18 protein-coding genes are annotated in these 18,751 nt (G+C 66.8%); 12 read left to right on the forward strand and 6 right to left on the reverse strand.

Annotation, left to right across the window (positions count from 1 at the left end; genetic code table 11):
- The first annotated feature begins 433 nt into the window (after window positions 1-433).
- Together Q8L83_RS04695 and Q8L83_RS04700 are read left to right on the forward strand one after the other, a co-directional pair.
- Window positions 434-2,287 (forward strand): phosphoenolpyruvate carboxykinase (GTP), encoded by a 1,854-nt coding sequence (locus Q8L83_RS04695; RefSeq protein WP_305285038.1) that lies wholly within the window; start codon window positions 434-436, stop codon window positions 2,285-2,287.
- A gap of 128 nt (window positions 2,288-2,415) precedes the next feature.
- Window positions 2,416-2,625: a hypothetical protein gene (locus tag Q8L83_RS04700; protein ID WP_305285039.1), complete on the forward strand. Its 210-nt coding sequence runs from the start codon at window positions 2,416-2,418 to the stop codon at window positions 2,623-2,625.
- A gap of 135 nt (window positions 2,626-2,760) precedes the next feature.
- On the opposite strand, the gene Q8L83_RS04705 is transcribed toward Q8L83_RS04700, so the two are convergent.
- From Q8L83_RS04705 to Q8L83_RS04715, 3 genes are all read right to left on the reverse strand, one after another.
- Window positions 2,761-4,695 (reverse strand): nucleoside-diphosphate sugar epimerase/dehydratase, encoded by a 1,935-nt coding sequence (locus Q8L83_RS04705; RefSeq protein ID WP_305285040.1) that lies wholly within the window; start codon window positions 4,693-4,695, stop codon window positions 2,761-2,763.
- A 216-nt stretch (window positions 4,696-4,911) separates the two neighbouring features.
- Complete coding sequence (locus Q8L83_RS04710; protein WP_305285041.1) at window positions 4,912-5,598, reverse strand: TorF family putative porin; 687 nt, start codon at window positions 5,596-5,598, stop codon at window positions 4,912-4,914.
- A 189-nt stretch (window positions 5,599-5,787) separates the two neighbouring features.
- Window positions 5,788-6,591: an SDR family NAD(P)-dependent oxidoreductase gene (locus Q8L83_RS04715; protein WP_305285042.1), complete on the reverse strand. Its 804-nt coding sequence runs from the start codon at window positions 6,589-6,591 to the stop codon at window positions 5,788-5,790.
- 131 nt (window positions 6,592-6,722) lie between these two features.
- Between Q8L83_RS04715 and queF the strand changes: the two genes are divergently transcribed.
- A complete protein-coding gene (gene queF, locus Q8L83_RS04720) occupies window positions 6,723-7,178 on the forward strand; it encodes a preQ(1) synthase (protein WP_305285044.1) in 456 nt (151 codons plus the stop codon).
- Window positions 7,179-7,456: 278 nt separating this feature from the next.
- Here queF and Q8L83_RS04725 read toward each other — a convergent pair whose 3' ends face one another.
- Window positions 7,457-8,026, reverse strand: a complete 570-nt coding sequence (locus Q8L83_RS04725) for a nitroreductase (protein WP_305285045.1) — start codon at window positions 8,024-8,026, stop codon at window positions 7,457-7,459.
- Window positions 8,027-8,232: 206 nt separating this feature from the next.
- Between Q8L83_RS04725 and Q8L83_RS04730 the strand changes: the two genes are divergently transcribed.
- The 5 genes from Q8L83_RS04730 (at window position 8,233) to Q8L83_RS04750 (ending at window position 13,879) form a co-directional block, all read left to right on the forward strand.
- A complete protein-coding gene (locus Q8L83_RS04730) occupies window positions 8,233-8,751 on the forward strand; it encodes an NUDIX domain-containing protein (RefSeq protein WP_370868350.1) in 519 nt (172 codons plus the stop codon).
- 11 nt (window positions 8,752-8,762) lie between these two features.
- Window positions 8,763-9,605, forward strand: a complete 843-nt coding sequence (gene cysE, locus Q8L83_RS04735; RefSeq protein WP_305285048.1) for a serine O-acetyltransferase — start codon at window positions 8,763-8,765, stop codon at window positions 9,603-9,605.
- A 97-nt stretch (window positions 9,606-9,702) separates the two neighbouring features.
- Complete coding sequence (locus Q8L83_RS04740) at window positions 9,703-9,894, forward strand: DUF3126 family protein (RefSeq protein ID WP_370868353.1); 192 nt, start codon at window positions 9,703-9,705, stop codon at window positions 9,892-9,894.
- 132 nt (window positions 9,895-10,026) lie between these two features.
- Window positions 10,027-12,864: a response regulator gene (locus tag Q8L83_RS04745; protein WP_305285050.1), complete on the forward strand. Its 2,838-nt coding sequence runs from the start codon at window positions 10,027-10,029 to the stop codon at window positions 12,862-12,864.
- Window positions 12,865-12,913: 49 nt separating this feature from the next.
- Window positions 12,914-13,879, forward strand: a complete 966-nt coding sequence (locus Q8L83_RS04750; protein ID WP_305285052.1) for an alpha/beta hydrolase — start codon at window positions 12,914-12,916, stop codon at window positions 13,877-13,879.
- Here Q8L83_RS04750 and Q8L83_RS04755 read toward each other — a convergent pair.
- Window positions 13,876-14,730: a metal-dependent hydrolase gene (locus tag Q8L83_RS04755; protein ID WP_305285053.1), complete on the reverse strand. Its 855-nt coding sequence runs from the start codon at window positions 14,728-14,730 to the stop codon at window positions 13,876-13,878. The genes Q8L83_RS04750 and Q8L83_RS04755 overlap by 4 nt on opposite strands.
- Before the next feature lie 75 nt (window positions 14,731-14,805).
- On the opposite strand from Q8L83_RS04755, the gene Q8L83_RS04760 reads away from it, so the two are divergent.
- Window positions 14,806-15,402 (forward strand): TetR/AcrR family transcriptional regulator, encoded by a 597-nt coding sequence (locus Q8L83_RS04760; protein WP_305285054.1) that lies wholly within the window; start codon window positions 14,806-14,808, stop codon window positions 15,400-15,402.
- 37 nt (window positions 15,403-15,439) lie between these two features.
- Here Q8L83_RS04760 and Q8L83_RS04765 read toward each other — a convergent pair whose 3' ends face one another.
- Entirely contained in the window at window positions 15,440-16,213 is a 774-nt protein-coding gene (locus Q8L83_RS04765) for a PhoH family protein (RefSeq protein ID WP_305285055.1), read from the reverse strand.
- A gap of 313 nt (window positions 16,214-16,526) precedes the next feature.
- Here Q8L83_RS04765 and Q8L83_RS04770 point away from each other — a divergent pair, with 313 nt between their 5' ends.
- The 3 genes from Q8L83_RS04770 to Q8L83_RS04780 all read left to right on the forward strand — a co-directional run bounded on the left by Q8L83_RS04770 (window position 16,527) and on the right by Q8L83_RS04780 (window position 18,731).
- A complete protein-coding gene (locus Q8L83_RS04770; protein WP_305285056.1) occupies window positions 16,527-17,054 on the forward strand; it encodes a gamma carbonic anhydrase family protein in 528 nt (175 codons plus the stop codon).
- 130 nt (window positions 17,055-17,184) lie between these two features.
- Window positions 17,185-17,802, forward strand: coding sequence for a YceI family protein (locus Q8L83_RS04775; RefSeq protein WP_305285057.1), 618 nt, complete (start codon window positions 17,185-17,187; stop codon window positions 17,800-17,802).
- Between the two features lie 146 nt (window positions 17,803-17,948).
- Window positions 17,949-18,731, forward strand: a complete 783-nt coding sequence (locus Q8L83_RS04780) for an enoyl-CoA hydratase-related protein (RefSeq protein WP_305285058.1) — start codon at window positions 17,949-17,951, stop codon at window positions 18,729-18,731.
- The last annotated feature ends 20 nt before the right edge of the window (window positions 18,732-18,751 follow it).

Consider the following 18,751-nt stretch of genomic DNA (forward strand, 5'->3'; position numbering starts at 1 on the left):
TACGCCGAGAATGGGCGCCTCTGGCGTGGCGCGGATCTTGGGACTGCTCAAATTGAGCCCCTGGATCATTGCCGCCGCTGGGGGCGCCAGCCTTTCCTCCATGAGCGCTCGGGGAAGGGGTTGAGTTCATGGGGATGGTTCGATGACGCCAGGGTGGCTGGAGGCCGGCCTGCGCCTGGTCTTGAACGCGCTTTCGCCGGTGGCCAGGGCCCCTGCGGTGGCAGCCGCCTCGCGGGGCCAGCCAGGCGCCCTCGGGCGGCGGCGGCGCCGGCCCGCAGCCTGAGCCCGGCAGGGGCAATAACAAGCTTAGCATACGAATTTCCGCGGCCTGCAGTTTGCACAGCCCGCCTCACGCATTATGGACTTGTTCATAATCGGACATCGGCGGGCACGAAGAGGCCTGCGCGCGGACGGCCAGGTGACGGAGACGATAATGAGCGACGCAACCCCTATTCCTGGTTTGGACGCCGCCCCGACCCGCCATGCCGGCCTGGTCGCCTGGGTCGCTGAGGTCGCAGCCCTGACCAAGCCGGACCGGGTCTATTGGTGCGATGGCTCTGATGCGGAGTGGGAACGGCTGACGTCGGAACTGGTCGAGAGCGGCACGCTCACCCAGCTCAATCCCGAAATCCGGCCCAATTCCTTCTATGCCGCCTCAGATCCGCGCGATGTGGCGCGGGTGGAAAGCCGCACCTTCATCTGCTCGGCCGACGCGGCCGACGCCGGCCCCACCAACAACTGGGCCGAGCCGGCGCAGATGCGGGCCAAGCTTCAGGGCCTCTTCGACGGCTGCATGCGCGGCCGCACCATGTATGTGGCGCCCTTCTGCATGGGACCGCTGGGTTCGAAGATCAGCGCCATCGGCGTGGAGATCACCGACAGCGCCTATGTGGCCATCTCGATGCGCGTCATGACCCGCATGGGCGCCGAAGCCCTGGAGCAACTGGGCGAGGACGGCTTCTTCGTGCCGGCCATTCACAGTGTCGGCGCGCCCCTGGCCGCTGGCGAGGCCGATGTCGCCTGGCCCTGCAACGACGAGAAGTACATCGTTCATTTCCCGGAGACCCGGGAGATCTGGTCCTATGGCTCCGGCTATGGCGGCAATGCGCTGCTGGGCAAGAAGTGTTTCGCCCTGCGCATCGCCTCGGTGATGGCCCGCGACGAGGGGTGGCTGGCCGAGCACATGCTGATTCTCAAGCTGACCTCGCCACAGAACGAGGTCCGCTATATCGCCGCGGCCTTCCCCAGCGCCTGCGGCAAGACCAATATGGCCATGCTGCAACCGACCCTGGCCGGCTGGAAGGCCGAGACCATCGGCGACGACATCTGCTGGATGCGCTTTGGCGACGACGGGCGGCTCTATGCGGTGAACCCCGAGGCCGGCTTCTTCGGCGTGGCGCCGGGCACCGGGATCGAGACCAACAAGAACGCCATCGACGCGCTGCACGCCAACTGCGTCTTCACCAATGTGGCGCTCACTCCCGACGGCGACGTCTGGTGGGAGGGCCTGACGGCCGAGCCCCCGCCGCACCTCACCGACTGGCGGGGCAATCCCTGGACGCCGGCGTCCGAGACGCCCGCGGCCCACCCCAACGCCCGCTTCACCGTACCGGCCGACCAGTGCCCGGTGATCGCCCCGGAATGGGAAGATCCCGCCGGTGTGCCCATCTCGGCCATTCTGTTCGGCGGTCGCCGCGCCAGCGCCGTGCCGCTGGTCACTGAGTCCTTCGACTGGCGCCATGGGGTGTTCCTGGCCTCCAACGTGGCTTCGGAAGGCACGGCGGCGGCCGAGAACGCCATTGGCGAGTTGCGTCGCGATCCCTTCGCCATGCTGCCGTTCTGCGGCTACAATATGGGCGACTACTTCGGCCATTGGCTCAAGCTCGGCGCCCAGGCCGATGCGGCCAAGCTGCCCCGCATCTACTTCGTCAACTGGTTCCGCAAGGACGAGCGCGGCAAGTTCGTCTGGCCGGGCTTTGGCGAAAACAGCCGTGTGCTGAAGTGGATCGTCGAGCGTCTCGAGGGCCGCGCCCAGGCTGTCGATACGCCCATTGGCCGCCTGCCCACTCGAGAGAGCCTCGACCTGAGCGGGCTGACGCTGACCGACGCCCAGCTCGATCTGCTGCTGAGCGTCGACGCCGACATCTGGAGCCAGGAAGCCGCTCTCATTCCGCCGGCCTATGAGCGCTTCGGCGAGCGCCTGCCGCAGGCGCTGTGGGATGAGCACGCCGCGCTGGTCGGCCGTCTCGAACGCGAGCGCCGCGGTCAGACGGTGGCGGCCGAGTAGGATGCCGCCGCTTGCCCAATCGTGCGGCGGCATCGCCCGGCGTCTATCGGCCGGGGATCGAAACTTGACACAGTGCGTTTCGGAGACGTCTGATGTCTGATGATGTTGCAGCGCAAAAGAGGCTAGGGATGTCTGAGCCGCTCTTCGCCTATTCGATGAGCCAGGATACGTCCGGCTGGGCCTGGAGTGTCTATGACGAGGCCGGCGAGATCGTCGCCTCCGGTCTGGACGCCTGCCAGGAAACCGCCAAGGCGGCTGTCGATCGCGCTATGCGACACGTGGCTTGGATCGGCCTGTCTGGCCCCGGGCGTCGGCTGTCGGCTGCAGGCTCAGCCTGACTCGTCTTGCCGCCGTAGTTCTGTGGCGGAGCTCTCGTACAATCTGAATACACCGGTTCTGGTCTGGCTTGGCGGGTCGTTTCAAAGACGTCTGGTCGTCCTCAGCCGCCGATCGCAGAGCTTTGAGCCTAGGCTCTAGCCCCCCGCCACCACCTTCAGCCGCGGCGCCCCGCCGGGGCGTTGGCCGCGGACCTGGCCGACCAGGTCAAACAGCGCGGTGCGCACGCCCTCCGCATCGGCCTGCTCGGCCAGGGCTTCGAGGGTTTGCAGGTGGCCCGGGGTTATGCCGACGGCGGAATTCGACACCACCTGCATCACCTTGGGCGCGCATGGGGTGGCCTGTTCGTCGGCGTCAAGCAGGGTCTCGGTGAGCTTTTCACCGGGGCGCAGGCCCGTGACCTCAATTTCGATGTCGTGACCGAGGGTGCGGCCCGACAAAGCGATCATCTGGCGCGCCAGATCGATGATGCGGACGGGCTCGCCCATATCGAGGATGAAGAGCCGCGCCTGGGCGTCCCGGTCTTCGGCGCTCGCCGCCGTGGCGTGCAGCACCAACTGGACGGCCTCGGGAATGGTCATGAAGAACCGGGTCATGTCGGGGTGGGTGAGGGTCACCGGCCCGCCCCGCTCGATCTGTGACTTAAAGATGGGCACGACCGAGCCGGCCGAGCCCAGCACATTGCCGAATCGCACGGCGGCGAACCGGGTCTTTCCGCCATGGGTCTGCTGGGCCTGGATGACGGCCTCGGCCAGCCGCTTGGTGGCGCCCATCACATTGGTCGGATCGACCGCCTTGTCGGTGGAGATCAGCACCATCTGAGCCGCCCCGCTGAGGCGGGCGGCCTCGGCCACGTTCCAGGTGCCGATCACATTGGTCAGAACCCCTTCGCAGGGGTGACGCTCGACCATGGAGACATGCTTCAGAGCCGCCGCATGGAAGACGAGATCGGGCGCCTGGGCGGCGAAATGGCCCTGCAACCGGCCGGCATGGCGGACGTCGCAGAGGACGGCGGTGCGTGACACGCCTGGATAGGTTTCGGCCACTTCCCGCTCGATGGCGAACAGCGCCGACTCGGAGCTGTCGACCAGGGTCAGGTGGGCGCAGTCGAAACTGGCGACCTGACGGGCCAGTTCGCCGCCGATGCTGCCGCCGGCGCCGGTGATCAACACCCGCCGACCGCGGATCAGGGCGGCCAGGGGCGCGGCGTCCAGCTCGATGGGCTCCCGCGCCAGCAACTCCTCGACGCTGACATCGCGTAGCGGCATCAGGGCGACGCCCTCGTGATGGCGCAGATCCACGATGCTGGGCAGGCGGAGCATCCGCACGCCCTCGGCCTTGAAGCGCCCCAGATGGTCGGGGCTGAGGCCCTTGATCCTGCTGGGTTCGTCCAGGAACAGCACAGCCCGCGGATAACGATTCCAGCGGCGCAGATCGACCAGGGCCTCATCCAGTCGATCCAGGCTTTCCAGGATGCAAACGCCGCGGACCTGCTGGCCCACATCGCGCAAATCCAGCCCGATGATGCCCACCGGATTGTAGCGGCGGTCATGGGCGCGGGCGGCGTCGCGCAGATAGGTGTCGGCCAGGGCCGGCGGACCGATCAGCAGGAGGGCCGGGGCCTGGGTCCCGGTCTTGGACCGAATCGGGGCCACCTTGACCAGGGCGCGCTCATGGATGGCGCGGCGAAGCACGCGCAGCCCCAGGCAGCCGGTCACATGGAAGACCGCCGCCATGGCCAGAGCCGAACGGGGCAGGGTGGAGGCGCGGTCCATGACCCAGACCGCCAGGAGAAAGAGAACGGCGGTCAGGGCCGCGATCCGGCCGATGACCAGGGCGTCAGGGATGGAGGCGTAACGCCAGGGGGAAAGCTCGCCGCGGAAAAGGGTGGTGAACACCGCGGCGAAGGCGGCGTAGGTGGCGGTCAGCTGGATGATGTTGAGAGACGATCGCCCGTCAAAGCCAAGATCAGGCAAGGCTGAGGGGGAAAGGAGATAGGCGCACAGGAAGGCCAGGGCGGCGATGCCGACATCGACAACGACGGTCTGCGCTCGGAAGGCCATCCGCATCATGGGCTGATCTCCGCGACTCCCTGCGAGCCGACAACATAGCCGGGGCTTATCACCCCTCCAACCAAACTCAATCCGGGGACGAAGCGATCCCCGGCCACCAGGTTCTTGGCGATGTTCTTGCCAAAGCCTGGGATGGCTTTGAGGCGTGATCGTGTTGGAAATAAGAAAGCCGCCGCCTTTCGGCGACGGCTTCTCGTAGTGTGGCTTTTTCGTGCCTTAGAAGGCGGCGGTCAGGCTGGCCACCAGGCGGCCTTCGCCGATGTCGCCAAGGGCGTCTTCATCGGTGTCGTGATAGCGCAGGTCGAGGCCGATGGTGTCGTTGAAGGCGACGCCCAGACCAACGTTCCAGGTGGTGTAGTCACCGCCGCCGTCGAACTCTTGACGGCCCAGAGCGCCGCTCACGCTCAGCTTGTCGGTCAGCGGGGCCGCAGCGTTCACTTCATAATAGAAGGCGTCGCCGATGCCGCCGAAGAATTCCGGCGAATAGTAGACCGCCGCGCCGATTTCAGCCGGGCCAGCCGGGATCGTACCCGAGGCGGCGAATTCCCAATAGTTGTAGTCCGAGCCGGACGGCGCATCGACATAGGCGTAGTAGATCGCCGCAAAGTCGGCCGACACCGGACCCAGGGTGGGCGTGATGCCCGCGTAGAAGTCGACTTCAGCAGCGGTGTCGTCGCCAAAATCGACGTTAGAGGCCCACACGCCCGCATAGCCCATCTCACCGATGGCGAGGTCGACGCCGCCGAACACCTGCGGACCTTCATCGGTTTGGCTGACGCCGCGGAAAACGTAGTCGGACGCAACGCCGACATTGAAGCTGACAGGCGATTCCTGAGCAGCGGCGACGCCGCCCATGGCGACAGTAGTGGCGGCGGCGAGAAGCGCGAGCTTGAGAGTTTTCATTTATTATCCCCTTGAGTTCCCGATCGGGCCTTGCCCGACCGATGTTCTGCATCCTCATGGTGAAGGAGAGCAGATCAACGGAGGTTGGCCCCTCGGAGCCTTGAGCTTAGACCGTGGCGAAATATTCGGCACGCCCCGGAAACGGCGCCCAAATAAAAGGCTCGCCACTGTCACGCTTCTGCCACAGGTTTAGCGCATGGCCAGCGGGGCATACCCCAGGTGAGTCCCCGCATCGACCAGCAGGGTTTCGCCGGTGATGTGACGGGCTGCTGGCGAGGCCAGGAAGACGGTCGCGCCCGCCACGTCTTCGGCGGTGGACGCCGCCTTCAGGGGCGTAGACGCCGCCGCCCCCTCCCGCATCTTTTCGGCCCGCCCGGCCGGCAGTCCCTTCTCGAACCAGGGCGTGTCGATGAAGCCGGGACAGACGGCGTTCACCCGGATCTTCGGCGCCAACGCTCGGGCTAGCGAGATGGTCATGGTGGTCAGCGCGCCTTTCGAGGCGGCGTAGGGCACCGACGAGCCGATGCCCATGACGCCGGCGACCGACGACGTGTTCACCACCGCCCCAGGCTGCGGCGCGGCCTCCAACAGGCTGCGGCAGGCGCGCAGGGCCTGATAGGCGCCCACCACATTGACCCGGTAGAGGTCGAGAAAGTCGTCGGCCGAGACCGCATCCAGGTCCGCATGGTTGGGGGCGAACCGGGTCATGCCGGCATTGTTGAACAGGGCGTCGATACGGCCCAGCGGCTCGGCGGCCGCGGCGATCTTCCGGCAATCGGCGTCGTCGCCCACATCGGCCTGGACCAGGATGGCGCGGGCGCCCTGGGCCTCCACAAGGCGGCCGGTCTCCTCGGCTTCATCGCGGCTGCGGGCATAGTTGACGATGACGGCCCCGGCGCCGCGGGCTGCGGTTTCGATGGCGATGGCGCGCCCGAGGCCGGTGGAGGCGCCCGTCACCACCACGACATAGTCCTTGAAGTCCTGACCGCTCATCGATGTTTCCTCCGGTGATGCAGATCTTCGTCTGCGCTAATAGATCTGACCAAGGTTTAGCGAGGCGGCCCTGCGCTGTCGCCCCTGTGCGAACGGTTGCCCATGGTCCGAACCAGGGCTAAAGCCCGCCCATGGAAGAGACCCATCTGACCCAGCTCGGCCAAGCCGTGGCGGGCTTCGCCAGTCCAGAGGACGCCGTGCTGGAGCGGGTCGCCAACCCGCAGGCCGACACCCTGTACCTGGCGCGTTTCACCGCCCCTGAATTCACCTCGCTCTGCCCGGTGACGGCGCAGCCGGACTTCGCCCATCTTGTGATCGACTACGCCCCGGACCAGTGGCTGATCGAGTCAAAATCGCTGAAGCTCTATCTGGCTTCGTTCCGCAACCATGGCGCCTTCCACGAGGACTGCACGGTCGCCATTGGCCGTCGGATCGTCGAAGTGGCTCAGCCCCGCTGGCTTCGGATCGGCGGTTACTGGTACCCGCGCGGCGGCATTCCCATCGACGTGTTCTGGCAATCGGGACCGCCGCCCGAGGGCCTCTGGCTGCCCGATCAGGGCGTGGCCCCCTACAGGGGGCGGGGTTAGAATCCGAGTTCCCGGCTGATGCGCCAATGTTCGCGGCGGGGACCAAAGATGACGTCTCGCAAGCCGAAAGCTTAGACGAACCCGTGATTCACCCAGGTCATGGAGACCCATTTTGGGTTTCGGCCAAATTCGGGGCCGACTGGCGGGATGGCTTGCGATCAGCTATATAGAAGCTGCCCAACTCTCCTCGGGCGTGTCACCTGGGGCCGGGCGGCGCATCTGCGCCGTCCGGCCTTTGTGATTCCAGATCCGGCCTTTTTGGGGCTTCGCGAACCTGCTTAAGCCGTCCAGCGGCTGACCAGTCCGGTCCAGTCGGGGCGGTCGCGCTCCAGCGGCGGCTCCTTGGCGGTCCCGATCAACACATAGCCGGCCACACGTTCCCCGGCCTCCAGGCCCAGGATGGTCATCGCCTCGGGATCATAAGCGTACCAGTCCGTGATCCAGTTGGCGCCGTAGCCCATGGCCGTCGCGCCATAGAGCAGGTTGGCGCAGACCACGGCCGAGGACAGAAGTTGCTCCCATTCCGGAATCTCGGACGGCCGCGGCCGCGAGATCACCGCCACCCCCATGGGCGGGGTCTTGAGCTTGGCGAGCTTGGCGGCGGCCTTGGCGTCATCGCGGCTGAGCGCGAGCGCCTCCAGGCGCGCGGCGAACTCGGTCTTGGCCGCAGGTTCCAGGACGATCATTCGCCAGGGGGTCAGCTTGCCATGGTCGGGCACGCGGCTCGCCAGGCGCAGGAGCGTGTCGAGTTCGTCAGCCTCGGGGCCGGGGGAGGTCAGGGTCAGGGCCGAGGCCGAGCGTCGAACGGCCAGGAAGTTCAGAACTTCCGGGCTCGCCGCGATCGGCATCGGGGTTCCAAGCGGGGAGGGCGCAGGGAGGGCGTGGGTCAAGGTGTTCCTTTTCGTGGACGTCGGCGTGATTCTATCGCTGGCATCAGCATAGGCCTGTCATTCTAGTTGAGAATATGTCGCAAAAACCTCCCTGGCTCCAGCCCCATGGTCGCCCATGGGGCGCAGAGGCCCCCCGGCGCGTCTATGAAAACCCTTGGATCGCCGTGGACGAGTATGCGGCGAGCGCCCCCACAGGCGTCTCAGCCCCATATGGTGTGGTCAAGTTCAAGAACCTCGCCCTGGCCGTCTTGCCTCTGCACGAGGATGGGACCGTCACCCTGGTGGGCCAGAACCGCTTTCCCCACCGGGACTACAGTTGGGAGATTCCCGAGGGCGGCGGGCCGTTGGGCGAAGATCCGCTGGAGGGCGCGCGCCGCGAGCTGAGGGAGGAAGTGGGCCTGGCCGCCGCGACCTGGCGCGAAGTGTTGCGGGCTCAGCTCTCCAACTCGGTCACCGATGAGCGCGCCGTCGGCTTCCTGGCGACGGATCTCACCCCCACGCCCAGGGCGCCGGACGAGACCGAAGATCTGGCGGTGGTCAGGGCGCCTTTCCGCGAAGTGCTGGAAACTGCGCTATCAGGTCATATGTTAGATATGCTGACCGTGGCGATGCTGCTGCGCGTCTACCATATGGCCCGGGAAGGGGCCTTGCCGTCGGCGCTGGCGCGTCGGGTGCTGAGCTAGGGAGAGAGCCCATGGGCCGCGAAGACGCCGCAAGGCTGGAAGTCATCGATCCGGGCCACGCCCCGCCGGTCTGGGCGGCGTTGCGAAACGAGGCCGAGCGGGCCGCTCGCGACGAGGCGGCCCTGGCGTCGTTGTTGAACGCCGTGATCCTCAGCCATGACAGCCTGGGCGACGCCCTGTCCTACCAGTTGGCGCGGAAGCTTGGGGACCAGGAACTGCGGGCCATGAGCCTGCGTGACATCGCCGAGCAGGCCTATGCCGCGGCGCCTGAACTGGTGGAGATCGCCGAGGCCGATCTCAAGGCCGTGTTTGAGCGCGACCCGGCCTGCAAGGGCTATGTCCAGCCCTTCTTGTTCTTCAAGGGATTCCTGGCCCTGCAGACCCAGCGGGTGGCCCATTGGCTCTGGGGCCAGGGCCGCGACACCATGGCCTTTTATCTTCAGAGCCGCATGTCCGAAATCTTCCAGGTGGACATCCACCCGGCCACCCGGATCGGCTCGGGCGTCTTCATCGACCACGGCACCGGCATCGTCATCGGAGAGACGGCCGTCATCGGCGATGACGTCTCGCTGCTGCAAGGCGTGACCCTGGGCGGCACGGGCGCCGAGCGCGGTGATCGCCATCCCAAGATCGGGCGTGGGGTGCTGCTGGGCGCCGGCGCCAAGGTGCTGGGCAATATCACCATCGGCGACTACGCCAAGGTGGCCTCGGGCTCGGTGGTGCTGAAGCCCGTGCCCGCCCACTGCACGGCGGCCGGGGTGCCGGCCCGCCTGGTCAATTGCCCGACCTGCGACGAACCGGCCCGCAGCATGGACCACACCCTGGCCGAGGCTGTGTACGACTACGTCATCTGACCGAATTTGGTCCGGCCGAGGTTTAACAGGAGGCCGCGAGCGTCTAGGTTCGCGGCCTCGTTAGATTCCAAAGGAGCCCCCCGTGGACGAACGCGCCATGCGTAAAGTCGAAGGCCACCTGCGCGGCACCTTCGCCAACGCCAGGATCACCCTGGTTCCGCGCCCCAAGCAAAAGGACTCCGCCGAGGTCTATATCGCCGATGAGTTCATCGGCGTGGTCTTCGAGGACGAGGACGAAGACGGGTCCTTCATGTTCGAAATGGCGATCCTCGCCGAGGATCTGCCCTGAGGCTTCGCCTTCGGACGGCGCCTGAGAATTAGGCTGAACAAGCTCATCCAAACGTCGTTTGACGTGTCATTAACTCCCACAGGTTGAATCTCTCCCGGACGGGTTCTGGGTGGGTTTCGAATGTTTGGAACTATGCAGCTTTGGGGCGACGGCGTCGGACCGAAGTTCGACGCCGAATCTCTGCGTCCGACGCTCCGGCGAATGGCGCAGGCCGCCCGGGCGCATTTCGCCGCCCATTCCGTCGAAATCGTTCTGCACGACGGGGATGACGCGTTCCGTTGCGGCGAAGACGGCGTTCTTCAACTGGTCCTGGACGCCGGCCCCGAGGTGCTTTTCGCAGAGCCCCTATGGTCGGTTTCGAAAAGGCGGAACGCCGAACTCGGTTTTGAAGGGGCGGATCTGGCGGCGAGCGCGCCGGTCCGGTTCACCGCCCAGGGCCTCCGCGGCCGCTTGACTATCTTTGCGTCATCCCGCCCCCGCGACGAGGCTCTGGCGGAGATCCTGGCCGATCTGGCCGACGGCGTCGCCACCACGGCCGAGCGGCTTTACGCCGCCAGCCGCCAGGATCAGGCCCGGGCCGAAGCCGGCGCCGCCGAACAGCTCCTGCTCAACATGATGGCTTCGGCGCCGGTCGCCCTGGCCGTCACGGACCGCGATCTGCGGCTGATGCATGCCAGCCCTCGATGGAGCCAGGAGCTTGGCCTCGAGGGCCAGGGCGTAATCGGCCGGCCGATGGCCGAGCTTCTGCCGGACGTCGCCGCGCGCTGGGGTGAACGCATCGAGGCCTGCCTCGAAGGCGACACGCTGAAGGCCGACCGGATCCGGTTCGCCACCGCGGATGGCCGGCATATCTGGGCGCGGGTCGAGGTCACGCCGTGGCGCGATCCGCAGGGCCAGATCGGCGGTCTGCTGTTCCTGTCCCAGGATATATCCGATCTGGTGGAGGCCCTGGACCGGGCGCAGCGTTCAGAACAGCGCATGCGCGTGGCCATGGCGCTCTCGGAAATCCACGTCTACGAGATCGACTACCAGGCCCGGGAGCTGTTGAAGATCGGCGCCGAGGACACCTTCTTCGACAAGCCGCTGACCTATGCCGACCTGTACGCCGATGTCTGGTCGAGCGTGCTGCCGGAGGACCGACCCGCGGCCAAGGTGGTCTGGGACCGGCACCAGGCCACCGGCGAGCCCTTCCGGGTCGAGTACCGCGTCAATCGCACCGACGGAAAGGAAGTCTGGGCCTTCTCCACCTCGGAGCTGATATCCGACAGCCAGGGGCGGCCGCAGCGCCTGATTGGGGCCCTGCAGAACATCACCGCCCGCAAGGTCGCCGAAGCGGAGATGGCCCGGGCCCGGGACGACGCCGAAGCCGCCAACCGCGCCAAGAGCGAATTCCTGGCCAATATGAGCCACGAGATCCGCACCCCCATGAACGGGGTGATCGGCATGAACTCCCTTCTGCTGCGCAGCACCCTGGCGCCAGAGCAGCGCAAGTTCGCCGAGGCGGTTCAGAGCTCGGCCGAAAGCCTGCTGGCGATCATCAACGACATTCTCGATGTCTCCAAACTTGAGGCCGGCAAGGTCGATCTGGAGGCCATCGACTTTGATCTCACCGACCTCGTGGAGAATGTGGCCGAGTTGCTCGCCCCCAGGGCGGCCGAGAAGAACCTGGAGATCGCCTGCTATCTGGACGACGGCGCGCAGGGTGGCTTTACCGGCGACCCCACCCGCCTGCGCCAGATTTTGCTGAACTTGGCGGCCAACGCGGTGAAGTTTACCGAACGCGGCTTCGTCGCCATCGAGGTCAAGTCCGAGGACCTGTCTCAGGGGCGTCGGCAGCTTCGCTTCGAGGTGGCCGACACCGGTCCTGGCCTCAGCCGCGAGGCGAAGGTCGGCCTGTTTCAGAAGTTCCATCAGGCCGACGGCTCCATCACCCGCAAGTACGGCGGCACGGGTCTCGGACTCTCGATCTGCCGGCAACTGGTCGAACTGATGGGGGGGCGGATCGGGGTGAGCGACCGGCCAGGTGGCGGTTGCGTCTTCTGGGTCGAGCTTGAGCTCAGCCCGGCCGCGGCGCCGCGCGCCGTACCTGCTCAGCCCTGCATGCTGGATGGCGTGCGAGTGCTGGTGGTCGACGATATCGATCTCAATCGGCACATCTTCCGTCGTCAGCTCGAGGCGGAAGGCGCGTTGATCACCGAGGCCGAAGGGGGCCGCGAAGCTCTGGCTCTCATGGCGAAGGCCCGCGACGATGGCGCCCCTTTCGACATCCTGCTGCTCGACCACATGATGCCTGGCATGGCCGGGGACGAGGTGGCCAGAGCCGTCCGCGCCGCTGGCGGGGCCGATCAGCCGCGGATCGTCATGGCGTCGTCCATGGGCGCCCCCAGCCGCACCGAACTGGAGACCTGGCCGGCCCTGGACGCCTTCCTGACCAAGCCCGTCCGCCATCACGTCCTCACCGAATGCCTGGGGCGCATGGCGCTGTCATCTCGCCCAGGCCCAGCCTCCGCGCCCGCTGCGCCTGAGGCGGTTGTCACCCTGCCGCCCGAGCCGGACGCGCCGGCGGCCCGGATCCTTCTGGTGGAGGACAACGAGATCAACACCCTGCTCACCAAGACGCTTCTGAGTGAGATCGGCTGCCATGTGGACTGTGTTGTGAACGGCGCCCTGGCCGTCGCCGCGGTCGAGGCCGAGACCTATGATCTGATCCTGATGGACATGCAGATGCCGGTGATGGACGGGCTGGAGGCCACCCGCCGCATCCGCACCGTCGAGGGGCCGGCAGGTCGAACCCCCATCATCGCCATGACGGCCAACGCCATGCAGTCCGATCAGGATGCCTGTTTCGCCGCCGGCATGGACGATTTCGTGTCCAAGCCGATCCAGCCGTCGGCCTTTCTCAAGACCGTCGAACGCAACCTGTCGCCGCAGGAAACGCCGTCCACGGAACTTGAGGGTTCCGCCGCCTGAGGCCCAGGGCTAAGGGGGAGGCTCATCTCCGCCGAGGCGCGTCGCATCCATGTTGAAATTCATCGCCCTGGGTCTCGGCGTGCTGCTCGTGGCCTGGATCGGGCTGGGCCTGGCCATCGAGGCGGCTTTCGCCCCGAAGAGCCTGCGGGGCGAGATGGTCAACCTCGGCGATCGGCGCCTGCGGCTGGTGTGCGAGGGTCCGGAAACGGGGCCCCTGGTCTGGCTGGAGGCGGGCGCCTTCGGGTTCTCCGCCGACTTCGCCGACCTGCAGGCCACCCTGGCGCGGGAGGGCTTCCGCGCCTGCGCCTATGACCGGGCGGGCCTGGGATTCTCCGACCCTGGCCCTTGGCCGCGGGACAGTGAGGCCATCGTAAGCGACCTTGATCAGCTGATGACGCAAGCCGGCGTCACAAGGCCGGCGATCCTGGTGGGCCACTCCATGGGCGGCCAGCACGTCCGCCTGTTCGCCGTGCGCCATCCCGAGCGGGTGGCCGGTGTGGTCCTGCTGGACGCCGCCACCCCTGAGGCGGTCGAGATCCCCATGGTTTGGCGGTTCGTCGCCACCTTCGGCCGTCTGTCGCAAGGGGTCGCCCTGCTCACCAGTGCGGGCCTGGCCAAGCCGCTCTTCTTCCTCGGGGATCGGATCGGCCTCAGCGGGCCGGCGGTGCGCGAGAAGCAGGCGGCGTTCGTGTCCGGCCGCCATGCGCGTAACGCCGCCAATGAAGCCGCCCATTGGCTGGAAAGCGCAAGGATGACGCGCGCGGCGGGACAGCTCGATCCGGCCTGGCCGGTGGCGGTGGTCACCGCCGGCCCTTCGGCCCGCATCCGCGACAGCGCCTGGGCGGACGCGCGCTTGGCGCCCGTCGAGGCGTCGCAGCATGGCAGCTATGCGGCGGTGTCCGCCGCTGGCCACGCCACCTTGCTTTCGCACGCCCACAATGCCGAGATCGTGGCGGCGGTGAAGCGGGTCAGCGCCAGCCTTGACCAGACGCCTGCCAATGGGGCGGCCAATTAGGCGGCTTTCAGGGCCGCATCGTCGAACTCGGCCTTCCAGGCTGCGATCGTGGGGCCGGTCGACTTCTGATCCCAGGGATGGAAGCCTGGGCGGTACCAGGCCAGGTAGGTCTTCCAGCCCCGGCGGAAGAGGCCAGGTCTGATCCAGACAAACTGCTTCACGGCCTTGAGCGCGGCCTGCGGCGTATAGCCGTCGGCCTCCAACAATCGGGCGGCGTAGCGGCTGATGTTGCGGGTGAACATCACCGTGATCAGCGCCATGGCGATGCAGCGGCGGCGATAGCGCAGGAGGGGCGACCAGTCCTGGGTGGCGGCCATGAAGACGTCGAAGGCGACCGCCTTGTGCTCGGTCTCTTCCAGGGCGTGCCAGCGCCAGAGCCGTTCAATGGCCGGGTCGGTCTTCTGGAACAGCTCGTCCCGGTGGCGGATGTGCACCTCGGCCATCATGGCTGTGAAGTGCTCCAGGGCGATGGTCGAGATGAGCATGGCCATGGGGCCGCGGCTCCGGCTGAAGGCCACTCGTTCGCGCACCCGGGCTTCAATCTCAGCGACCGGATAGCGTTCGCGATCGATCAGTTGGTTGAGGCTGTGATGCTCCCGCGAATGGATCGCCTCCTGGGCGATGAAGCCGCGCACGTCCTCGGCAAGCTTACCCGAGACCCGGTCGCGATAGTGGCGCACCGCGTCCATGAACAGCCGCTCGCCATCGGGGAAAGTCAGCGACAGGGCGTTGAACACCGCCGTGGCGACCGGATCGCCATCCAGCCAATGGCCGGAATTGGTGAGGCTGGCGTCGAAATGGATGTCGCGGGGGCTCACCTCGACATCGGCGGGCGTGGTCTTGCGCGTCATGGCGTGATCCTGTGGAACAGGGGTGTTCGTCCCCCTGCGGCTTGTTCGGGCTCCAAGTTAGAGTTACCTACAAAAATGTCAATAGAGTCTGCCCGCCGTGTGCGCCGCTCGCCAGAAGCGGCCCGTGAGAACATCCTGCAGTCGGCCGAGCGCCTGCTGCTGGAGCGGGGGCCGCAGGGACTGAAGCTGGTGGAGGTGGCCCAGGGCGCTGGCGTCTCCCATGCCACGGTCCTGCACCACTTCGGCTCCATCGACGGTGTTCAGACCGCCCTGGCCGAGGCCATGATCCGTCAATTGGTGGCCCGCGTTCTGGAGGCTGAGCGACCCGACGATCCGGAGGCGCAGCTGGAGGGGGTCGGGCAGGTCCTGTTCGATGCGTTCGAGTCGGCCGGCGGCGCCCGCCTGGCCGCCTGGCTGGAACTGACCGGCGAGACCCGCCGCCTGACCCTGGTGCGCGAAGCCGTCGCCGAGGTCATTTCCGGTCCCATGGCCCAGAAGGGGGTCGATCCTGAGCGGGCGACCAACCTGATCCTGGTGGCCGTCTCGCTCGCCATGGGGGTCGGCCTGATCGGTCGGTCGCTGGCCGAACTGGTGGGGCGTCCGCCTGAAACCACTCGAGAGGCGGCGCTCGCCTTCCTCAAGACCGGTCTGGCCGCAGCGATAAAGACCTAGGGCCGGGCGGGCAGGAGCGCCGCCCGGCCGCAGGACCTCAGAGGACGCCCAGCATTTCGGCCACCAGCGGGTGGCGGACGATGTCGCGATCCTTCAGGCGCACCACGGCGATGTTGCCGACGGTGTCCAGCTTCTCGGCCACCGGCCCCAGCCCTGAGAGCTCCGGCAGCAGGTCAGACTGAGCCGGGTCGCCGGTGACCACCATGGTGGAGTGCCAGCCCAGGCGGGTGAGCAGCATCTTGAGCTGCACATAGGTGCAGTTCTGCGCTTCATCGATGACCACGAAGGCGTTGTTCAGGGTGCGGCCGCGCATGAAGCCCACCGGCGCGATCTCGATGGCGCCCTCGGCCATCAGCGAGCGGACCCGCTTCATCGACAGGCGGTCGGACAGAGCGTCATAGAGGGGCCGGAGATAGGGGGCGAGCTTGTCCTCCATCTCGCCGGGCAGGAAGCCGATGGATTCGCCGGCCTCCACCGCCGGGCGCGACAGCACGATGCGGCCCACGCGCCCAGCCTCCAGGGCTTCGACCGCCTTGGCGATGGCCAGATAGGTCTTGCCGGTGCCGGCCGGACCCAGGGCCAGGACCAAGTTCTTGGCGTCGATGGCGGCGATCAGCTCCTCCTGGCCTGGGGACTTGGCCTTGATCGTTTTCAGATAGCCCTGCTCACGGCCCTCCTCGGCCACGCCCAGCGGCGACCAGCCGCGTTCAATGGGCAGGCGGCGGATTTTTGAATCATCGAACTGCTCAGCATCGAAGGCGCCTTCGCGCAGCTGTCGCTTCAGGGCTCGCTTGGTCATCAAAGCCTCCATAGGGGCATGAAAAAGGGGCGAGTCCTGCGCGGACCGCCCCTTGGGGAGGACGAAAAGAAGGAAGAGGGGCATGCGGCGCGCCCGATGGGCGGCCCGGACCCGACCGTGGCCGGGACAGCGGTTGCGGGGGGACCCCGCCAGGACCACAAACGCAGCGACATGCACTCCGTCCAACTCGAACCTGCGGACCGGAAGCCGGCCCGGCGGCGCGTCGAGAGCGGTATGATCGCCTCGAATCGCATCGCAACTATGATGCTAGCGTGATTAACGAAGGCTGAAGTGCGACGTTTTCGACAAGATGTGAGGTGTACGGATGGCTGTCTATAACTTGGGCGATGTGGCTCCGGATCTGCCGCCGGAGGGTGAATACTGGATTGCCCCCACCGCTGCGGTGATGGGCAATGTGATTCTCAAGCAAAACGCATCCGTCTGGTTCGGCGCGACCCTGCGGGGCGACAATGACCCCATCATCATCGGCGAAAACTCCAATATCCAGGACGGCTCAGTTCTTCATACCGATGCGGGCTCGCCCTTGACCATTGGCCGCGATGTCACTGTCGGACACATGGTCATGCTTCATGGCTGCACCATCGGGGACAACAGCCTGGTGGGCATCGGCTCGATCATCCTGAACGGCGCGAAAATCGGGAAGAACTGCCTAATCGGCGCCAACTGCCTGATCACCGAGGGCAAGGAGATCCCGGACAACAGCCTGGTCATGGGCGCGCCCGGCAAGGTGGTCCGCGAAGTCTCCGAGGGCCAGGCCCGCATCCTGACCGCGTCGGCCCACCACTATGTGGAGAACTGGAAGCGCTATCATCGCGAGCTGCGGGCGGTCTGATAGGCCGCGCCCGCGCCCGCCGCGGAGGCGATGGCGCAATCCGCATGCGCCAGGGCCTGATCCCCATTATGGTCTCGCTGGCTTGAACCGGCTCGCCCGAGCAGCGGCGAGCAAACCTCTGAGGTCCATCATGAGATTTTCCCCCATCATCGCCGCTACGGCCATCCTGCTGGCGACGCCGGCCTTCGCCCAGGCGCCGGAGATGCCTGGCCAACCCGAGGCCGCCCGCGTTGCGGCCGGGACCTACAAGGTCGATCCTCACCACACCCAGGCGGTCTGGTCGGTGGATCACATGGGCTTTTCCACCCTCTATGGGATGTTTGGCGAGATGAGCGGCACGCTCACCCTCGATCCGGCCAATCTGTCGGCGGCGAAGCTGGCCATCGACATCCCGCTTTCGGGCCTGACGGTGACCTCCAGCGACTTCGCTACGCACCTGGCCTCGGCCGACTTCTTCGAGGTGGAAAAGTACCCCACGGGTCGCTTCGTTTCGACCTCGGTGGTTGCTGACGGGACCAAGGCCACCATCACCGGCGACCTGACCCTGAAGGGCGTGACCAAGCCTGTGGTGCTGGAGGCCGAGCTGATGGGCGCCGGCGCCAATCCGATGAGCCAGGCCCAGACGGTGGGCTTCACGGCGACCTCGACCATCAAGCGCAGCGACTTCAATCTCGGCTATGCGGTCCCGGTGGTGTCCGATGAGGTGAAGCTGAAGATCACCGCGGCGTTCGAACGGGAAGCGAACTAGGACTGATCTGCCTCGGCCTTGCCGGGCCGGCGGGAGGCGTTGGCCCGAGGGGGCCGACGTCTCCGTTGTCGCCGGCGCTGCGGTGAGGCTTGACGGACGCAAGGGCGCCTTAGGGAAGGTCTTCAAAAGACATAAGGGAGCGCGCCATGGCCTATGAGTTCATCAAGGTGGAGCGGGAGGGGCCGGTGACTGTGGTCACCCTCAACCGTCCCGAGGTCATGAACGCGCTCCATTCCCCGGCGCACCATGAACTGCATGAGGCCTTCGACTCCTTCGCCGCCGATCCCGACCAGTGGGTGGCCATCGTCACCGGGGCCGGTGAGCGGGCCTTTTCCGCGGGCAACGATCTCAAGCATCAGGCGGGCGGCGGCGGCATGGGCCTGCCGCCTTCGGGATTTGCGGGGCTGACCGAACGCTTTGATCTCACCAAGCCGCTGATCGCGGCGGTCAATGGGGTGGCCATGGGCGGCGGTTTCGAGATCGCCCTGGCCTGCGACCTGATCATTGCGGCCGAGACCGCCACCTTCGCCTTGCCCGAGCCCCGCGTCGGCCTGGCGGCCCTGGCTGGCGGCCTGCATCGCCTTCCGCGCCAGATCGGCCAGAAGCAGGCGATGGGCATGATCCTCACCGGCCGGCGCGTGGCCGCCGCCGAGGGGCGCGAGCTGGGCTTCGTCAACGAAGTGGTCCCGGCCGCCGAACTGATGGACGCCGCCCGCCGCTGGGCGGCGCAGATCTGCGAGCTGTCGCCCATGTCGATCCGCGCCTCGAAGGAGGCGGTGTTCAAGGGTCTGGACGAACCCACCCTGCAGGCCGCCATGGCCGGTCAGATGCGCTATCCGGCGACTTCGGCCATGCTCCGGTCGGAGGACTTCAAGGAAGGCCCGATGGCCTTCGCCCAGAAGCGGCCGCCGCAATGGAAGGGCCGCTAGGGCCAGTTATTCAAGAGAAC

It is taken from the genome of Phenylobacterium sp. (assembly GCF_030680185.1).
GTDB lineage: Bacteria > Pseudomonadota > Alphaproteobacteria > Caulobacterales > Caulobacteraceae > Phenylobacterium.

Excerpts from the sequence above, each read along its gene's own strand:
- Q8L83_RS04695 (WP_305285038.1), top strand. The coding sequence starts at position 434 with ATGAGCGACGCAACCCCTATTCCTGGTTTGGACGCCGCCCCGACCCGC.
- Q8L83_RS04700 (WP_305285039.1), top strand. The coding sequence starts at position 2,416 with ATGTCTGAGCCGCTCTTCGCCTATTCGATGAGCCAGGATACGTCCGGC.
- Q8L83_RS04705 (WP_305285040.1), bottom strand. The coding sequence starts at position 4,695 with ATGATGCGGATGGCCTTCCGAGCGCAGACCGTCGTTGTCGATGTCGGC.
- Q8L83_RS04710 (WP_305285041.1), bottom strand. The coding sequence starts at position 5,598 with ATGAAAACTCTCAAGCTCGCGCTTCTCGCCGCCGCCACTACTGTCGCC.
- Q8L83_RS04715 (WP_305285042.1), bottom strand. The coding sequence starts at position 6,591 with ATGAGCGGTCAGGACTTCAAGGACTATGTCGTGGTGGTGACGGGCGCC.
- queF (WP_305285044.1), top strand. The coding sequence starts at position 6,723 with ATGGAAGAGACCCATCTGACCCAGCTCGGCCAAGCCGTGGCGGGCTTC.
- Q8L83_RS04725 (WP_305285045.1), bottom strand. The coding sequence starts at position 8,026 with ATGCCGATCGCGGCGAGCCCGGAAGTTCTGAACTTCCTGGCCGTTCGA.
- cysE (WP_305285048.1), top strand. The coding sequence starts at position 8,763 with ATGGGCCGCGAAGACGCCGCAAGGCTGGAAGTCATCGATCCGGGCCAC.
- Q8L83_RS04740 (WP_370868353.1), top strand. The coding sequence starts at position 9,703 with ATGCGTAAAGTCGAAGGCCACCTGCGCGGCACCTTCGCCAACGCCAGG.
- Q8L83_RS04745 (WP_305285050.1), top strand. The coding sequence starts at position 10,027 with ATGCAGCTTTGGGGCGACGGCGTCGGACCGAAGTTCGACGCCGAATCT.
- Q8L83_RS04750 (WP_305285052.1), top strand. The coding sequence starts at position 12,914 with ATGTTGAAATTCATCGCCCTGGGTCTCGGCGTGCTGCTCGTGGCCTGG.
- Q8L83_RS04755 (WP_305285053.1), bottom strand. The coding sequence starts at position 14,730 with ATGACGCGCAAGACCACGCCCGCCGATGTCGAGGTGAGCCCCCGCGAC.
- Q8L83_RS04760 (WP_305285054.1), top strand. The coding sequence starts at position 14,806 with ATGTCAATAGAGTCTGCCCGCCGTGTGCGCCGCTCGCCAGAAGCGGCC.
- Q8L83_RS04765 (WP_305285055.1), bottom strand. The coding sequence starts at position 16,213 with ATGGAGGCTTTGATGACCAAGCGAGCCCTGAAGCGACAGCTGCGCGAA.
- Q8L83_RS04770 (WP_305285056.1), top strand. The coding sequence starts at position 16,527 with ATGGCTGTCTATAACTTGGGCGATGTGGCTCCGGATCTGCCGCCGGAG.
- Q8L83_RS04775 (WP_305285057.1), top strand. The coding sequence starts at position 17,185 with ATGAGATTTTCCCCCATCATCGCCGCTACGGCCATCCTGCTGGCGACG.
- Q8L83_RS04780 (WP_305285058.1), top strand. The coding sequence starts at position 17,949 with ATGGCCTATGAGTTCATCAAGGTGGAGCGGGAGGGGCCGGTGACTGTG.